A 17272-nucleotide genomic window follows, 5' to 3' on the forward strand; every position below is an offset into this window, starting at 1 on the left:
GGTGGAGCTGTGGCGCCGTGGAGCTATGAGGCTGTGAGGCCGTGGAGCCAGGCAGCGTCAGCTGGGCTGCGAGATCTCCTTGATGTCCTCGAAGCTCATGCCGAGCGCGTTGAACGCGCGGGCCTGGGACTCCGGGACGCCGAGCTTGGCGAGCTCCTTGAGCTGGGCGTCGGTCAGCGGGGTCGCCGTGGTGGCCGTGCCACTGGCGCCGGGGGTGAGGCCGCCGGGGCCGGCGGCGAGGCCGAGCACCGCCTTCATCAGGTCGTCGCTGGTCAGCTTCACGGCGTCGGCCGGGGCCTGGACGTCCGGGGCCGACCGGTTGAAGGCCAGCTTCACCGGGAAGTTGACGCCCGGCTCGACCTTGCTCTCCAGCTGGGCGAGGTCGAAGGTGGCCGAGGAGAAGGCGCCGTCCTTCAGGTAGAGGTCGACGCCGACCTTGCGGTCCGGCACGTCGCTCGGGGCCTGGGACGGGAACTTCTTGAACTGCTGCGGGAACTTGTCCGCGACCGGCTTGACGGCCTTGAACACCTCGTCCACCAGCTGGCGGGCCGGGGCACTCATCCAGATGTGCTCGGCGCCGTCCTTCTTGCCCTTGTCCTCGTACGTGACGGTGCGGCCGAGCACGTCCTTGAGCGAGTTGAGGAGCTGCTTGGCGGCCTCCGGGTCGGCGGTGGGCGCTCCGCTCGGCGCGGCCTTCTTGCCGTCGTCCTTCTTCGCCGCGTCGGCGAGCTCCTGGAGGTCGAGCGAGACCCACTTGCCGGCCAGCGCGTCCTTGACCGGGCCCAGGTCCGCCGGCAGGTCCTTGCTGACGGAGTCCACCTGCGAGGGGTCCTCGCCGATCAGCTTGACCAGGCCCTTGGCGTCGACGTGCAGGTACCCCTTGGCGTCGACCTGGCGGTACTCCAGCAGCGGGGTGCCGCTGCGGTCGGACAGCACGTAGGAGACGCGCACCGACGTGTCGAGCGTCAGGTCCTTGTTCGCGGCCGAGCCCTTGGCCTCCTTGAAGGCCTCGATGTCCTTGAGCGGCTTGTCCGCGGAGACCGCGACGGCGATCGTGAGCCCGGACAGGGCCTTGGCGCTCTTCTCGTCCACCCCGTCGCCGGCGCCCTTGCCCCCGGTTGCGCCCTTCTCCCCGGTGGCCTTCGCGAAGGCGAGGATCTGCTCGGGGGTGGCGTCGATGGAAAGGGCGAAGCCGGCCGACTTTCCGTCACCGACCTTGTCGAAGGCCTTGGAGACCTTCTGGGCGGCGGACAACTGCTCGACGGTGCCGCAGGCGGCGAGACCGGTGGCGAGGACGGAAGCGGTGACGGCGACGGGCATCGCACCGCGGGCGGCCTTGCGGATGGCGGTGTTGATGGTGCAACTCCTGTGTGACTGGGCCCGATCTGACGACCGGACCTCCCCCTGTGGTGTGCAGCGCCACGGCGCCTACACATACGAGCACATTATCAGCAAGCAGTCATCCGATTATTTGGCGCAGACTTTAAGTGATGTGGCCGAGAACATCCGCGATGACCCGATGTGTCCGCATGCGTACCGTCATGGGGGAGTCGGCGGACGCGACTCCCTGCGGTGACCCGTCGTCATCCCGTTCGTACGGAAGTTTCCGGAGAGTTCGCCGATTGCTCGCCCGACGTCTACGTCTACAACAACGCCTGCGGCTCCGACTGGTGGTCCAACAAGGGCTTCGTCCACGCCGTCCTGAACGTCGACGGCCGTCGTACCCACGTGGTCGGCACCCACCTGCGGTCCACCGACTCGGGCTGCTCCAGCGGCCAGGCGGCCGACATCCGGGCCAAGCAGCTCACCGCGATGCGGACCTTCACGACGCCAAGCGGATCCCGGCCGACGAGCCGGTCGTCCTCGCCGGCGACCTCACCATCGACTCCCACGGCTCCGACTACCAGGCCCTGCTGACCGACGGCAACCTCGCCCCGGCCTCCGCCCGCCCCGGCCGGCCGTACTCCTTCGACACCGCCGACAACTCCATCGCCGCCTACCGCTACCCGGGCGACCCCAAGGAGGACCTCGACCACGTCCTCCACCGCGCCGACCACGCCCGCCCGCAGCAGTACGCCCACCAGGTCGTCCGGGTGCACAGCGCGCCCTGGACGGTGAGCAGTTGGGGCAAGAGCTACACCTACACCGACCTCTCCGACCACTACCCGCTCGCCGCGCACTGACGCCACGCGGGCCGTCGCCCGGACCGCCGGGCCCGGGCGGGCGGTGAAGGGCCCGCCCGGGGGCCGGTGTGGGATGCGTCACCGTCACGCCCCGGCGGCGGTTCGGCCCCTTACGATCCTGAACGCCGAGGTCGGGCGCCGTCGTACCCCGGCGGCGCCCGCCCGGTGCCCCGCGATCGGCCCGAGGAGAAGCGCCCGTGTCCACCCCCACCGCAGCGCCCGACAGCTACTTCCAGCGCACCGGCGAGAACCGCTACAAGCCCACCGTCCAGGCCCAGGGCGCCTGGCACCCCGACGAGCAGCACTTCAGCCCGCTCGGCGGCCTGATCGTCCACGCGATCGACCGGTACCGGGCCGACCGCCCCGGCGACGGCCTGGCGCTGGCCCGGATCAGCTTCGACATACTCGGCCTGATCGCCCTCGACGAGTTCGAGGTCACGGTGGAGACCGTCCGGCCCGGGCGCACCATCGAGCTGGTCGAGGCCACCGTGGTGGTCGGGGAGCGCGCCGTCGTCCGGGCCCGCGCCTGGTTCCTCGCCGAACTCGACACCGCCGCCGTCGCCGGGACGCACGACGAACGGCTGCCCGCGCCGGAGGAGTTCGAGCCCTGGGCGATGGACGGGGTGTGGGGCGGCGGCTACATCTCCTCGATCGAGGTCCGCCACCGGCGGACGGCACCCGGCCGGGCCGCCGCCTGGGTCTCCACCCCGGTCGAGCTGGTCGCCGGGGAGCCCAGCAGCCCGCACGCCTCCTTCGTCGCCCTGGTGGACACCGCCAACGGCATCGCCGTCCGGCAGGCGCCCACCGAGTGGATGTTCCCCAACACCGACCTGACCATCCACCTCTTCCGCCGCCCCGAAGGCCGCTGGACCGGCCTGGACACCAGCGTCAGCTTCGGCCCGGCCGGCCACGGCGTCACCAGCACCGTGCTGCACGACGAGCGCGGTCCGCTGGGCCGCGCCGAGCAGATCCTCACCGTCCGCCCGCAGCGCGGAAGGTGACGACCCGGACGGTCGGGTAGACCCGGTACGGCCGTGATGCCCGGATTCCCGGAGCCTCACGGCCGTCACTCACCCGGAGGACGCGCTCACTCGGAGATCGAGTCCATGAACGAGCTGACCGAGAAGACCGCCCGGCCCGGCCCGGCCGGCCCGTAGCCGGGCGGGGAGGAGAGGCCGAACTCCTCCAGGGTCGCGCGGTAGGTCCGCAGCAGCCGGATGTGGTACTCCAGCGGCGCGCCCTGCGGGTTGGCCTTGCCGAGCGGGGTGGTGGGCTCGGGGCACCAGGTGGTGAAGCGCGGGACCACGCCGTGTGACATGAAGTGGCGCAGGCCCTCCTCGGTGGAGGCGATCGCCTCGTCCACCGTGGTGAAGCCGAAGGGCTCGGCCATCTCCACGCCCGCGACGAAGTTGGGGATCACGTTCTCCGGGCCGAACACCTCGGTGGAGTCGAGGATCCGGCGGTGCCACTCGTCGCGGCCGACGTAGCGCTCCTTGCCCGGGCAGTAGAGCTCGAACAGCCGCTTGTCCCAGACCTCGAAGTTGGGGTGGTAGATCCGCACGCCGTAGTCGTGGAAGCGCTGGACGTCCTCGCGCGGCAGTGCCTGTGCCACGACCTTGCCGATCCAGCGGCCCGGGAAACGCTCCTCGATGGCCTTCGCGTACTGCCCGTAGAAGTCGGCCTCGTCCCGGCCGCCGACCTGCGAGGTGATCGCCCCGCCGGTGAGGGTGTACGCCCGGGAGGCGCGGGCGGTGTCGTGCTCGTCGATCAGCGCCAGCGCCTCCAGCACCTCCTCGACCGGCTTGACCCCGGTGTACGGGCGGCCGGCGGCCTTGTGCTGGCGCCAGTTGTGGTTGATGTCGCAGTACTGGCACTCCTCCTTGGCGCCGAAGTACTGGCAGACCCGGAACACCGTGAGGTAGATCAGGTAACCCCACTGGATGGTCGGGGCGACCTCCATCACGGACTTCCCGTTGGCGAGCGTGTGGCGGTAGTAGTCGGGCATCGGCGGCAGGCCGACGTCGGCGATCCGGGCGCCGTCCAGGTGGAGGCCGAGCGTCCCGTCCTCCCCGGCACCGACCCGGTACGGCGAGTCCGGGTTGACCCGCACCGACACCACCGTGCGGCGCAGCCCGTACGGCCCGCCGGTCAGCACGATCTCCTCCGGCGGCCGGTTGAGCGCGGCGGCGCCCAGCTCGGGCAGGGTGCGGTGGTCGAAGGAGAAGATGAAGTACGACTTCGGCTTCACCTCGCCGCCCCCGTCGGCGCCCGCGCTGCCGCTGAGCGCGGACTCGTCGAAGGCCATGCCGCCGCGCAGCAGGTCCTCCTTGATCACCGCCTCCCGGGGCACGTCGGGATAGCGCTCCATCAGCCCCTCGACGAGTGCGGTGCGGCTACCGGCCTGGCTCTCCATGCGCTGGTCTTCCTTCCTGGCCCCGATCCTCCACGGCGCCGCGCCCATTCTTCTCCCCCTTACGGGGCCGGTCCGCTTCGGTCCGCTTCGGGCGGGTTCGGTCCTGAAGCGCCGAAGTGTGGTCGGGTCAATGCACGGCAGGGGCGCCGCCAAACCTGGTCAGCCGAAACGTTCACCCTATCGGGTGTAGAAGATCGTCCGTTGCATTCCGTAATGCGCCTGCGCGCCTACGGTGAGGAACCGAGCGGGACCGGGCTCACCGCCCGGAGTTCCCACAGCGGGGGAGAAGTGACGCCCCGTCATGTCCTGTGATCCTTCTCAGAGGAGGCTTCATGCCCCTGCGTGTCCGACCGGACGCACCGCCCGGGCCCGCCACCCCGGCGGTGGGCCCATGAGCTCCCCGGCGATCGAGCGGATCCTGCGCGGGCCCGCCGGACTGGGTACCGCCGGGCTGCAGTTGAGGCCGGAGGCACCGCAGACGCCGGAGGCACCGGAGGTCGAGGTGCCCGAGCTCGCGACGCCCGAGGTCGAGGTGCCCGAGGTCCCGGCCGTCCCCGCCTTGTCCGTCCCGGCCCTGCACGGCCCCGCCCTGCCTGGCCTGGCCGGTCTGCCCGTTCCCGGTCCGGCCGTGGCCGCCGAGGTGCCGAGCGGCGGCAAGCCCAGGGCCGGCGACCCGATCCCCGGTCTCTACCACCACCCGGTCGCCGAGCCAGACCCGGCCCGGGTGGAGGCGCTCAGCCTGAGGATCAAAGCGTGGGCGATCGACGAGATCGAGCTCTACCCGCCGGAGTGGGAGAAGGACTTCGACGGCTTCTCCACCGGGCGCTACATGGTGGCCTGCCACCCCGACGCGCCCAGCGTCGACCACCTGATGCTCGCGGCCCGGCTGATGGTGGCCGAGAACGCGGTGGACGACTGCTACTGCGAGGACCTCGGCGGATCGCCGGTCGGCCTGGGCAGCCGCCTGCTGCTCGCGCACACCGCGCTCGACCCGCTGCACACCACGCCGGAGTACCGGCCGGCCTGGGAGGCCTCGCTCTCCGCGGACCCGCCCCGCCGGGCGTACCACTCGGCGATGCGGTACTTCACCCAGGCCTCCACGCCCTCCCAGGCCGACCGCTTCCGGCACGACATGGCGCGGCTGCACCTGGGGTACCTGGCCGAGGCCGCCTGGGACCAGACGGACCACGTGCCGGAGGTCTGGGAGTACCTGGCCATGCGCCAGTTCAACAACTTCCGCCCCTGCCCGACCATCACGGACACCGTCGGCGGTTACGAGCTGCCCGCCGAGCTGCACGCGCTGCCCGCCATGCAGCGGGTGATCGCGCTCGCCGGCAACGCCACCACGATCGTCAACGACCTGTACTCGTACACCAAGGAGCTGTCCAGCCCCGGACTGCACCTGAACCTGCCGGTGGTGGTCTCCGAACGCGAGGGCGTCTCGCGCAAGGAGGGCTACCTGAAGGCCGTCGAGGTGCACAACGACCTGATGCGCGCCTTCGAGGCCGAGGCGGCCGCGCTGGCCGTCGCCTGCCCGGTACCGACGCTCGTACGGTTCCTGCGCGGCGTGGCCGCGTGGGTCGACGGCAACCACTACTGGCATCAGACCAACACCTACCGCTACACCCTGCCCGACTTCTGGTGACCGCACCCCGACGCCGGGCCCACCGCACCCCCCCACGCCGGGCCACCGCACCCCGGCAGCGGCCGCCGATCCCGCCGACCAGTCCCACGAACCCTGGAGTTGACCCATGTCCCTGACCGACGACCGCACCACCCCCGGCCACCTCATCCCCGGCCCGGCGACCCCTTACCAGGGCGACATCGCACGCTACTGGGATCACGAGGCCCGCCCGGTCAACCTTCGTCTGGGTGACGTCGACGGCCTCTACCACCACCACTACGGCATCGGCGAGATCGACCAGGCCGCGATCGGCGACCCGGCCGACAGCGAGCGGGAGAAGAAGGTGATCGCCGAGCTGCACCGCCTGGAGTCCGCCCAGGCCGACCTGCTGCTCGACCACCTCGGCGACATCCCGGCCGACGCCACCCTGGTCGACGCCGGCTGCGGCCGCGGCGGCTCGATGGTGATGGCCCACCAGCGCTTCGGCTGCCGGGTCGAGGGCATGACCCTCTCCACCCAGCAGGCCGACTTCGGCAACAAGCGCGCGGCCGAGCTCGGCATCGGCGACTCCGTCCGGTCCCGGGTCGCCAACATGCTGTCCATGCCCGTCGGGACCGGCACGGTCGCGGGCTCCTGGAACAACGAGTCCAGCATGTACGTCGACCTGCACGACCTGATGGCCGAGCACTCCCGGGTGCTCGGTGTCGGCGGCCGGTACGTCACCATCACCGGCTGCTGGAACCCGCGGTACGGCCAGCCGTCCAAGTGGGTCTCGCAGATCAATGCCCACTTCGAGTGCAACATCCACTCCCGCCGCGAGTACCTGCGGGCGATGGCCGACAACCGCCTGGTGCCCCAGGCCGTCATCGACCTGACCCCGGACACCCTGCCCTACTGGGAGCTGCGGAACACCACCTCGCTGGTCACCGGCATCGAGGAGGCGTTCATCGAGTCCTACAAGGACGGCTCGTTCCAGTACGTCCTGATCGCGGCCGACCGGGTCTGAGTCGACCGGTCCGAGCGGAACGGGACGGATCGACGGCGGCCTCCTCGCACCGGTGGGGAGGCCGCTGCCCTGATGAAACGTCAGGGACGGTGGGGTCGCCACCGCCCCGGGTGCCGGATGTGAAGGAAGGGGAGGGGACCGGGGGAGAAGCAACGCACCCGTCGCGCTACTGTCGTGCCTTCTTCACGCGGAGCACGCCCGGCTCGGGAATGCTCCGGCGGGCTGCCCGGAGGAGGGCCGCCGGCCCGTTTCCGAACCTCGGGGGGTTCCCATGACCGCACGTCGCACCCTGTCCGGATTCCTGGCGGCCGGCCTGATCGCCGGCGCGGCGGCGCTGTTCACCACCGGCCCGGCGGACGCCACCCCGGGTGGCACCGGCGAGCTGCCGTTCGGCTCGGCCACCACCCTCGGCCTGCACAACACCTACGACCCGGCCGCGTTCCCGTACCTGGCCCAGGGCCTGGACACCGGCACCGGGATGATCGAGCTGGACCTCTGGCCGAACATCGTCACCAAGGAGTGGAAGGTCAGCCACTCCAACCCGCTCGGCAACCGCAACAACTGCACCGCCGCGACCACCCCCGCCCAGCTCTACGCCGGCGCCACCAACAAGAACCTGGAGAACTGCCTGGACGACGTCCGGGTCTGGCTCGCCGCGCACCCGGCGGCCGGGCCGCTGGTCGTCAAACTGGAGCTCAAGCCGGGCTTCTCCGCCAACCTCGGGATGGGCCCCGACCAGCTGGACGCGCTGATCGCCCAGCACCTGGGATCCGCCGTGCTGCGCCCCGCCGATCTGCTGGCCAAGCCCGGCGGCGGCTCCTACCCGAGCCTCGACGCGGCGGTGCGGGCGGGCAACTGGCCGAGCCGTTCGGCGCTGGCCGGGAAGGTGCTGCTGTACGCGATCCCGGGCACGGCCGAACTGGGCAACCCCTTCGACACCCTGCACACCGACGTCGAGTACGGGCGGCACCTGCGCGACCTGGCGGCGGCCGGCCGGATCGGCCGGGCCCAGGTGTTCCCGTCCGTGCTGGGCGCGGCGGCCGGCGACCCGCGCGGCCGGTACACCGGCGCGGACGACTCGATCCGGCCCTGGTTCGTGGTCTTCGACGGCGACGCCGCGACCTTCCTCGACGGCATCGACACGGGGTGGTACGACGCCGCGCACTACCTGCTGGTGATGACCGACGCCCACAAGGTCGCGCCGCGGATCAGCGCCACCGACCCGACGGCGGACCAGGCGCGGGCCCGCGCCGAGCAGTTGGCCGAGGCGCACGCGAGCATCGTGTCCAGCGACTGGCGCAGGCTGCCGACGGTGCAGTCCCTGGTGCTGCCGCGCGGCTGACGCCGCTGGCGGGCGACGGTGACCGACCGGGTCACGTCGCCCGCGGGTACGGGGAGTTGACCTCGGATGAAGAGTTGGATCAGGGCTTCCGGGGTGCCCGGACCGTCGCCATGCTGGTTGTCATGACCCGAACTCTACGCGCGTGGAAATCGCGCCTCGTCGCCACCGCCACCGTCGCCCTGGTCACCCTCGCGCCGATCGCCGTCGCCACCGAGGCGCACGCCGCGGTGAGCGGCTCGGTGTGCGCGTCCGCCCTGCCCGCCCAGGCCCGCACCACCCTCGACCTGATCGCCCGCGGCGGTCCGTTCCCGTACAGCCAGGACGGCGTCGTCTTCCAGAACAAGGAGCGCGTGCTGCCCTCCCAGTCGTACGGCTACTACCACGAGTACACCGTGGTGACCCCCGGCGCCCCGACCCGCGGCACCCGCCGCATCATCACCGGCAAGCAGTACCACGAGGACTACTACACCGCCGACCACTACGTGACCTTCCGCAGAGTCGACTTCGGCTGCTGAAGCGGCGGCCACCGCTCCACCCGAGGGCCCCGGCGACGCACCCCGCGCCGGGGCCCTCGCCCGTCCTCGCCCGTCTTCGCCCGTCTTCGCCCGTCTTCGCCCGTCCTCTCCCGCCCTCGCCCGTCCTCTCTCCCGCCCTCGCCCGTCCTCTCCCGCCCTCGCCCGTCCTCTCTCCCGCCCTCGCCCGTCCGTTCCCGTCCTCGCCCCGCCGGGCCGGCAGTGCGCGTCAGCGGTGGCGGTCCAGCCGGGCGCGCACGGCGTCGGCGTCGCGGTGCCGCAGGTCGTCGAGGATGGCGAGGCCCTGCGTCCAGGAGTGCCGGGCGGCCCCGGTGTCGCCGAGCGCGAGGTGGGTGTCGCCGATGTGCGTGTGGATGTCGGCCTGGAGGAAGTAGTCGCCGACCACCTGACGCAGCCGGAGGGACTCCTGGTACGCGGGAAGGGCCTCGTGGTACTCGCCGAGGCTGTGGTGGATGTAGCCGATGCTGTCCAGGGTGGAGGCCTGGGCCGGGAGGTTTCCGCAGGCGCGGGCCAGCTCCAGCGCGCGCCGGCAGTACCCGAGGGCCTCCCGGGGGCTGCCGAGGAGCGTCAGGTACCAGCCGATGCTGTTGAGCGCGAGCGCCTGTCCGTCCGGATCGCCGATCGCCTCGAACAGCCGCAGCGCCCGCCGGGACTCGGCCACCGCGTCGGCGTGGGCGTGCTCCTCGCCGTAGGTGAGGGCGAGGTCGAGCTGGGTCTTGCCCTGGCGGGTCCGGTCGCCGAGCGCGTCGAACAAGTCCAGGGCCAGGCGCAGTTCGCGGTGGGCCTGGGGCTGGCGGTCCTGGGAGCGGTGCACCTGGCCGAGCCAGCGGTGCGCGTGGGCCTGGCGGGCGAGGTCCCCGGTGCGCTCGGCGGCGGCCAGCGCGATCTCGCTGACCTGCTGCCACTGCTGCCACAGCCCGGACTTGAGCAGGTAGGAGACCTGTGCGCCGGCGAGCTGCCAGGCATGACCGTCCAGCCGCTCGCGGTCGGCCAGGGCGAGGACCCCTTCGAGCACCGGCTGCTCGTCCCGGTACCAGGCCAGCGCCCGTCGGCGGTCGGTGACCTCCTCGGGGGTCACCCCGGCGGACGGCTCCGCGAGGTCGAGCGGCGGCCAGGAGGTCTCGTCGGTGTAGGCGTGGGTGCCGGCGCGGTGGGCGGTCTGCAGGTAGTGGTCGAGCATCCGCAGGGTCGCCTCGGCCCGCTCCTGCGGGGAGTCGTGGGCGGCCGTCCGCTCGGCGGCGTAGGCGCGCAGCAGGTCGTGGAAGCTGTACCGCTCGCGGTCCGGCGTGGTGATCAGATGGGCGCGGTGCAGTTCGTCCAGGTGGCGGCGGGCCCGGACGGGCGGCAGGCCGGCGAGGCTCGCGGCCGCGGCCGCGCTGAGGTGCGGACCGGGGTGCAGGCCGAGCAGGCGGAACAGCCGGGCGGCCCCGGGGGTCAGGGCGCGGTAGGACCAGGAGAACACCGCCCGGACGTCGGCGTGGGCGTCGGTGTCGGCGCCGTCGGCCGACAGCAGGTCCAGCCGGGCGCGGACGTCCCGCAGCTCGCTCGTCCAGACGTCCAGCGGGGTGCCCGGGTGCGCCGCCGCGCGGGCGGCGGCCAGGTTCAGGGCCAGCGGCAGCCGGGCGCACAGCTCCACCAGCTCGCGGGCCGCGTCCGGCCGGTCCCGCACGGGTTCACCGCCCAGCCGGAGCGTGAGCAGGTCGAGCGCCTCGCCGGGGGAGAGCACGTCGAGGGCGAGCGGCACGGCCCCGTCCAGGGCGACCAGGCCGGGCATCCGGTTCCTGCTGGTGACCAGCACCAGGCAGGTGTCCGCACCGGGCAGCAGTGGGCGGACCTGCTCCGCCTCGCGGGCGTTGTCGAGCACGATCAGCGTCCGGGTGCCGGCCAACCGGCTGCGGTAGAGCGCGAGTCGCCCCTCCCGGTCGGCGGGGATGCGGGCGGGCGGCACGCCGAGCGCCACCAGGAAGCCGCGCGCCACGCCCGCGGCGTCGACCGGGGGACCGGCGGGGTCGAAACCGCGCAGGTCGGCGAAGAGCTGGCCGTCCGGGAAGCGCTCGGCCACCCGGTGGGCGAAGTGCACGGCCAGCGCGGTCTTGCCCACCCCGGCGGTGCCCGCGATCGCCGAGATCACGACCGCGCCGCAGCCGGGGATCCGCTCGTCCAGCAGCGCGTGCAGATCCTTCAGCTCGCCGACCCGGCCGGTGAAGTGCCTTACGGTCGCCGGGAGTTGGCGCGGCGCCGCAGTCGCCCCGTCGAGCGCGCCCGGGACGGCCCGGACGGGCGGGGCGGCCGATCCGGAGGCGGGCGAGTCGGGTCCGTGGGCCGCCGGCGTCGAGCGTGACTCGTCGCGGGCCCGCGCGACGTCCTGCCACCGCGCCCGCCACCGTGCCTCCTCCGCCGGCGTCGCCCCGCAGGCCCGGACCAGGGCGAGGCAGACCTCCAGCCGCGGTAGTGCGCGCCGACGCGGGCTGAGCGCGTCGGACAGGGTGCTGCGGGCGACGCCGCTGCGCCGCTGCAGCTCCTGCAGGGACGGCTGACCCGCCCGTACCTTCAGCGCCCGCAGATCGCGGACGAAGGCGGACACGTCCGCCGTCGCTCCACCCGCCTCCGGGCGTGGCTGTGCCTCCGTCATGTCGTCCCCCCTGTGCGACCGGCCGCCGCCCGAGCGCGGGCAACCGGGTTCGTCCGGACCTGACCGAGAACATTGTGGTGCCGGTGCCGGGATCCGCAGACTCCCTTGCAGACGGAAAATCCCCCGGCACGGTGCCGGGGGCAGGGAGGGGGAACACCATGCGGATCGTGAAGCGGCTCGGGGCCGGCGCCGCCGTGCTGGGCCTGGCCACGGCGGGGGTCGTCGGCATCGGGGCCGGCGCGGCGCACGCCGACGGCTGCAGCAGCTACGCCACCAAGTACGGGGCCCGGGTGTCGCTGTGCCTGACCGGGGACGGCACCTCGTGGGGCCACGGGTCCTGGTCGGTCGACACCTCGGGGGCGAGGACCGACGAGCGCGTCTACGTCACCTTGCAGACGAACTGCGGCGGCTACTGGCACGTCGTGTTCAGCGACAACAACAACGACTACACGCAGGCCAAGTCGGGCAGCCAGTGGGTCTCCTGCGGGTACGGCGCGGCCAACTACTACTTCAGCTCCTACGCGACCGAGTCGGGGAGCGTGACCGGCAGCGGCTCGGTCTCCTGAACCGTCACGTCGGCCGGCGCGGCCGGCGCGGCCGGGCGCACCGGGGGTGACGGGCGCGACGGGGGAACGCCCGTGGCCGGCCGGCCGGGACGGGACGAGGGCGGCACCACCGACCCCACGCGGTGGTGCCGCCCCTCGCCGTACCCGCCCGTCGCGTCCGCGCGCCGCGCCCGTCCCGCCCGTCCCGACCGTGCCGGACCGGCGGCGGCCGCCCCGGCCGAGGACCCGTCCGCGCACCGCCCGGCGGCACCCGGTAGCGTCGGCGCCGTAGTGTCCGACTCCCGGGAGGTTCCCGTGCCGCAGATCCTGGTCGACCACTCGGCCGAACTCGCCTTCGACCGGACGGCCCTGGCCGACGAGGTCCACCGGGCGATCACCGAGGTGATCGACACCACGGTGGCGGACTGCAAGACCCTCTTCCGCCCCGCCGCGCACCACCGGGTGGGCGACGGTACGACCGGCGAGGCCCTGGTTCTGGTCGAGGTCAAGATCCTGGCCGGCCGCAGCGCCGAGCAGCGGGCCGAACTGACCGCCCGGGTCCTCGCCGCCCTCCGCGCCCGGATCGAGGAGCCCGCCGCCCTCGGCGTCCAGGTCACCGAACTCGACCGTGACACCTACCGGGTCGTCCACCACCCGGGGCACTGACCCCGGTCAGTCCGTCGGGCAGTGGGTGCCGGCCGTCGGCACGGTGCCGTCCACCAGGAAGGCGTCCACCGAGGCCCGGATGCACTTGCTCGCGCCGTACCCGGTGTGGCCCTCGCCGTCGCGGGTGAGCAGGACGGCGTTGCCGAGCTCGGCGGTGAGCTTCTCGGCCCACGCGTACGGGGTGGCCGGGTCGCCGGTGCTGCCGACGACCACGATGGGCGCGGCGGCGGCGGACTTGATGGCGTGCGGCTTCTCGGTGGAGCGGAACGGCCAGACCCGGCAGTCCGGGTCGAACAGCGCCGCGAGCGGGTCGTGCTTGCTGACCATCGGGGCCTTGGCGGCGAGGTCGGTGAGCGCGGCCTGCAGCTCCTCGCCGGCCGGGGCGTCGGTGGCGCCGTCGGCGCAGTGGATGGCGGCGTAGGCGTCGGGCGAGGCCTCGTAGTGGCCGTCCTTGTCACGGCCGTTGTAGGCGTCGGCCAGCGCGAGCAGGTCGTCGGCCTTGCCGCGCACCATCGCCCAGCCGAGGGCGTTGCGCAGCCCGCTCCACGCCTGCTCGCCGCCGTAGAGCCGGCTGATCACGCCGGTCCACGCCGTGCTGGAGGTCAGGGTGCGGCCCTTCGCGGTCTTCAGCGGCTTGTCCTTGAGCCCGTCGAGGAAGTCGGCGAGCTTCTGCGGGGCGCGGCCGGCGTCGCTGCCGAGCGGGCACGGGTTCTTGCCGGCGCAGTCGGCGGCGAAGGCCTTGAGGGCGCGCTCGAAGCCGGCCTGCTGCTCGATGTTGTGCTGCACCAGGGAGGAGGAGGGCGAGGTGGCGCCGTCCAGGACGAGCCGGCCGACCCGGTCCGGGAACTCCTCGGCGTACAGCGAGCCGAGATAGGTGCCGTAGGACATGCCGAGGTAGCTGAGCTTCTGGTCGCCGAGGGCGCCGCGCAGCACGTCCATGTCCCGGGCGGTGTTGCGGGTGCTGACGAAGGGCAGCACCTGGGCGAACTTGGCCTGGCAGGCGTCGGCGAGCTGCTTGCCGTGGTCGGCGCCGGGCTGGTCGGTGCTGAGCCAGTCGTCCCGGGTCTGGTCGTCGAGGCACTTGAGCGGGCTGGTGCCGGCCACGCCGCGCGGGTCGAAGCCGACCAGGTCGTAGCGGTCGTGCAGCGGGCCGTCGAAGCGCTTGGGGTTGAAGGCGACCATGCCGACGCCGGTGCCGCCCGGGCCGCCCGGGTTGAGCAGCAGTGAGCCGACCCGCTGGTCGGGCTTGGTGGCGGGGTTGCGCACCACGGCGACGTCCAGGGTGCCGGTGGCCGGGGCGCTGTAGTCGAGCGGGACCTTGAGGGAGGCGCACTGCAGGGCCGAGGTGTCCGCCTCGTTCTGCGGGTCCTTCGGGCAGGCGCCCCAGGCGAGTTGCTGGCCGTAGAAGGCCTTGAGCGCCGGGTCGGCGGCGCCGGTCGGCTTGGCCGTCGGCGTGGGGGCCGGGGTGGCGCCGGGCGCGGTGGCGGCGGCCGTGGTGGTCGCGGGTGCGGCCTGGCCGCTGCTCCCGCCGGTGCAGCCGGCCAGCAGGGCGGTGGTGGCGACGGCTGTGACGGCGGCGGGCAGGAAGCGCCGAGAGCGTCGGGTGATCATTGAATGCACCGCACACAAATATCACCAGTCGATCACATCAGTCATCTTGGTTTCCCGGGCTGCTGCCGGGCCTGGGGCTTCGGCGCGCGCCGGCCCGGGGGCGTCGGTTCCGCCGCGCCCCTCCTGGTGCCATGCTGGGGCCATGACAGACGGCAGTGCGGTCATCCCGCTCCGTGAGCGGTCGGAAGTCGGCGGGCGGCGGCGGGAGTTGGCTGCGGCGACGGTCGGATCGGTGGTCGAGTCCTTCGACTGGAACATCTACGCCGTCCTCGCGCCGTACTTCGCGGCGGACCTCTTCGGGCACGGCAAGCACGGGGTCGGCGGGGTGCTCGGGGCCTACGCGGTCTTCGCGGTGGGGTTCGTCGCCCGGCCGGTCGGCTCGTACCTGATCGGGCGGCTCAGCGACACCCGGGGGCGGAGGTTCGCGCTCAGCCTCGGCATGGCGGTGATCGCCGCGGCCGGCCTGGGCATCGCGGCGGTGCCGGGCCGCGCCGCGATCGGCGCCTGGGCGGCGGTGCTGGCGGTGGCCGCACGGCTGGTGCAGGGGTTCGCGTTCGGCGGGGAGGCGCCCAGCGTGGCCGCGTACGTGACCGAGACCGCCCCGCCGCGGCACCGCTTCGCCTTCAGCTCGGTGTCCTACGGCGGGGTCGTCCTCGGCTCGCTGCTCTCCTTCGGGGTGCTCGCGCTGCTGCTCCGCACCATCGGCACGTCCGGCCTGGAGAACGGCGGTTGGCGCTGGGGCTTCGTGGTCGCCGGGCTGCTCGGGCTGGCCGCGGTCTGGGTGCGGCGCCGGGCGCCGGAGAGCGCGGAGTTCCGCCGGGCCCGCTCGCACGCGGCGGCCGGCGGCCGACCGTCCTTCCCGCGCACGCTCCGCACGCACCGGTGGGCGGCCCTCACCGTCTTCCTCACCACCCTCGGCGGGACGGTCGGTTACTACTTCGCGCTGGTCTACCTGCCGCAGTACGCCGCCGCGTACCACGTGATCGACAAGGAGTCGGCGGCCTCGTTCATGACCGCGGTGCTCGGCGTCGTGCTGGTCACCATGCTGCTCACCGGCGCCGCCGCCGACCGCTTCGGCCTGCTGCCGGTCGCCCGGATCGGGTTCGGCCTGCCGGTCCCGCTGGTCGGGCTGCTGCTCGCGGGGCTGCGCCAGGGCTGGCTGCCGTTCCAGGTCGTCGCCGTGCTGCTGGGGATGCTGGTGGCGACGGTGCTCGGCACGCTCAACGTCTTCACCGGGCTGCTGTTCCCGACCGAGGTGCGGGCGGTCGGCCTCGGCGTGGTGAACGCGGCCACCATCGCGGCGTTCGGCGGCACCTTCCCGCTGCTCGCGGAGTGGCTGGCCGACCGGGACCTGCTCGGCGTGATCCCCTGGTACGTCACCGTCTGCACGGCCGGTCCGGCCCTCGCGCTGCTGACCGCGACGAGGGTGCCCGGTTTCGCGGCCGCCGTCACCAAGGGCGCTACCGTGAGCGGGTGTTCACCGGGATCCGACTGACGGACGATCACCGGCTGTGGTTGAGTGGTCCGGACCGGACGCCGAACGGGGAGGGCGAGCGTGCACGCCGACACGCCGGACAACAGCGCATTCGACAGCGACGCATCCGACAGCGACGCATTCGACGACGGTGCGTTCGGCACCGACGGATTCGCCGCCCGCGCGTCCGAGAGCTGGCTGACCGAGGCCGGGTTCGAGGCGCCGCCGCAGGTCGACCTGCGCACCGATCGGGCGCACTCAGCCCGGGTCTACGACTACCTGCTCGGCGGCAAGACCAACTTCCCGGCCGACCGCGAGGTCGGCGACCGCGTCCTGGCCGACCTGCCCGGCGCCCGCGAGGGTGCCACCGCCGCCCGGGCGGTGATGCACCGGATGGTCCGCCGGCTCGCCGAGGTGCACGGCATCCGGCAGTTCCTGGACGTCGGCACCGGCATCCCGACCGCGCCCAACCTGCACGAGATCGTCCAGTCGATCGACCCGGCCTCCCGCGTGGTGTACGTGGACAACGACCCGATCGTGCTGGCCCACTCGCGCGCGCTGCTCACCAGCACCCCCGAGGGCCGGACCGCCTACGTCCAGGGCGACCTGCGCGAGCCGGAGCTGTTCCTGGCCGACCCGGCGGTGGCCGCCACCCTGGACCTGACCGAGCCGGTCGCGCTGACGCTGGTCAACATCGTGCACTTCCTCTCTGACGAGGCCGCGCACCCGCCCGTCCGCAAGCTCCTGGCGGCCCTGCCGGTCGGCAGTTTCCTCGCGCTGACCGCCGGCACCGCGGACACCTCGCCCGACCGGGCCGAGATCGGCGCCCGCCGCTACGCGGAGGCCGGGATCGAGGTCCACGTGCGGTCGCGCGAGGGGGTCGAGCGCTTCTTCACCGGTCTCGAACTGGACGAGCCGGGCGTGGTGCTGATCAACCGCTGGCATCCGGAGCTGGGCGAGGCCCCGTCCCCTGCGCTGGCCGACGAGCAGGTCTCGGTCTACGGGGGAGTGGGCCGCAAGGTGTAGCCGGCCGCCGGGCCGTGGCCGACCGCCGGAAACCACCCCGACCGCTGGAAGCCGCCCCGACGCCCCGACACCCCGACACCCCGACACCCCGACCGGCTACGGCCCGCCGCCGATGCGCCGATATTCCGTCATTCCGACGACCGTCAAACCCGAAGGGTGTCGAAAGGATCGTCATTACGTGCACCTGTCATTAAAGTGACTGCCCGTCGAATCCCCC

At 73.0% G+C, this 17272-nt stretch carries 14 protein-coding genes; 10 read left to right on the forward strand and 4 right to left on the reverse strand.

Features of this window, described 5'->3' with window-relative positions; translation table 11 throughout:
* Nucleotides 1-57 precede the first annotated feature (57 nt).
* The gene (locus tag AB0Q99_RS22010; protein ID WP_363574272.1) at nt 58-1320 is read right to left on the reverse strand and encodes a hypothetical protein; all 1263 of its coding nucleotides are present in this window, start codon (nt 1318-1320) and stop codon (nt 58-60) included.
* A gap of 350 nt (nt 1321-1670) precedes the next feature.
* Between AB0Q99_RS22010 and AB0Q99_RS22015 the strand changes: the two genes are divergently transcribed.
* Together AB0Q99_RS22015 and AB0Q99_RS22020 are read left to right on the forward strand one after the other, a co-directional pair.
* Nucleotides 1671-2183: an endonuclease/exonuclease/phosphatase family protein gene (locus AB0Q99_RS22015; RefSeq protein ID WP_363574274.1), complete on the forward strand. Its 513-nt coding sequence runs from the start codon at nt 1671-1673 to the stop codon at nt 2181-2183.
* 197 nt (nt 2184-2380) lie between these two features.
* Nucleotides 2381-3184 (forward strand): thioesterase family protein, encoded by an 804-nt coding sequence (locus AB0Q99_RS22020; protein ID WP_363574276.1) that lies wholly within the window; start codon nt 2381-2383, stop codon nt 3182-3184.
* Nucleotides 3185-3270: 86 nt separating this feature from the next.
* On the opposite strand, the gene AB0Q99_RS22025 is transcribed toward AB0Q99_RS22020, so the two are convergent.
* Complete coding sequence (locus AB0Q99_RS22025) at nt 3271-4596, reverse strand: radical SAM protein (RefSeq protein WP_363574278.1); 1326 nt, start codon at nt 4594-4596, stop codon at nt 3271-3273.
* A 391-nt stretch (nt 4597-4987) separates the two neighbouring features.
* On the opposite strand from AB0Q99_RS22025, the gene AB0Q99_RS22030 reads away from it, so the two are divergent.
* The 4 genes from AB0Q99_RS22030 to AB0Q99_RS22045 all read left to right on the forward strand — a co-directional run bounded on the left by AB0Q99_RS22030 (nt 4988) and on the right by AB0Q99_RS22045 (nt 9083).
* Entirely contained in the window at nt 4988-6241 is a 1254-nt protein-coding gene (locus AB0Q99_RS22030; protein ID WP_363574280.1) for a family 2 encapsulin nanocompartment cargo protein terpene cyclase, read from the forward strand.
* Nucleotides 6242-6347: 106 nt separating this feature from the next.
* Entirely contained in the window at nt 6348-7226 is an 879-nt protein-coding gene (locus AB0Q99_RS22035) for a geranyl diphosphate 2-C-methyltransferase (RefSeq protein WP_363574282.1), read from the forward strand.
* A gap of 271 nt (nt 7227-7497) precedes the next feature.
* The gene (locus AB0Q99_RS22040; protein ID WP_363574284.1) at nt 7498-8568 is read left to right on the forward strand and encodes a phosphatidylinositol-specific phospholipase C domain-containing protein; all 1071 of its coding nucleotides are present in this window, start codon (nt 7498-7500) and stop codon (nt 8566-8568) included.
* A 122-nt stretch (nt 8569-8690) separates the two neighbouring features.
* Nucleotides 8691-9083: a ribonuclease domain-containing protein gene (locus AB0Q99_RS22045; RefSeq protein WP_363574286.1), complete on the forward strand. Its 393-nt coding sequence runs from the start codon at nt 8691-8693 to the stop codon at nt 9081-9083.
* A 226-nt stretch (nt 9084-9309) separates the two neighbouring features.
* Here AB0Q99_RS22045 and AB0Q99_RS22050 read toward each other — a convergent pair whose 3' ends face one another.
* The gene (locus AB0Q99_RS22050) at nt 9310-11733 is read right to left on the reverse strand and encodes a tetratricopeptide repeat protein (RefSeq protein WP_363574288.1); all 2424 of its coding nucleotides are present in this window, start codon (nt 11731-11733) and stop codon (nt 9310-9312) included.
* Between the two features lie 158 nt (nt 11734-11891).
* Between AB0Q99_RS22050 and AB0Q99_RS22055 the strand changes: the two genes are divergently transcribed.
* Both AB0Q99_RS22055 and AB0Q99_RS22060 read left to right on the forward strand, forming a co-directional pair.
* A complete protein-coding gene (locus tag AB0Q99_RS22055) occupies nt 11892-12299 on the forward strand; it encodes a hypothetical protein (RefSeq protein WP_363574290.1) in 408 nt (135 codons plus the stop codon).
* A 294-nt stretch (nt 12300-12593) separates the two neighbouring features.
* On the forward strand, nt 12594-12944 hold the full coding sequence (locus tag AB0Q99_RS22060) for an isomerase (protein WP_363574292.1): 351 nt from the start codon (nt 12594-12596) through the stop codon (nt 12942-12944).
* 6 nt (nt 12945-12950) lie between these two features.
* On the opposite strand, the gene AB0Q99_RS22065 is transcribed toward AB0Q99_RS22060, so the two are convergent.
* Nucleotides 12951-14555, reverse strand: coding sequence for an alpha/beta hydrolase (locus AB0Q99_RS22065; RefSeq protein ID WP_363574294.1), 1605 nt, complete (start codon nt 14553-14555; stop codon nt 12951-12953).
* 142 nt (nt 14556-14697) lie between these two features.
* Here AB0Q99_RS22065 and AB0Q99_RS22070 point away from each other — a divergent pair, with 142 nt between their 5' ends.
* Complete coding sequence (locus AB0Q99_RS22070) at nt 14698-16050, forward strand: MFS transporter (RefSeq protein ID WP_363574296.1); 1353 nt, start codon at nt 14698-14700, stop codon at nt 16048-16050.
* A gap of 60 nt (nt 16051-16110) precedes the next feature.
* A complete protein-coding gene (locus AB0Q99_RS22075; RefSeq protein ID WP_363574298.1) occupies nt 16111-17055 on the forward strand; it encodes an SAM-dependent methyltransferase in 945 nt (314 codons plus the stop codon).
* Nucleotides 17056-17272 lie beyond the last annotated feature (217 nt).

Source organism: Kitasatospora sp. NPDC086791, assembly GCF_040685975.1.
Classification (GTDB): Bacteria; Actinomycetota; Actinomycetes; order Streptomycetales; family Streptomycetaceae; genus Kitasatospora.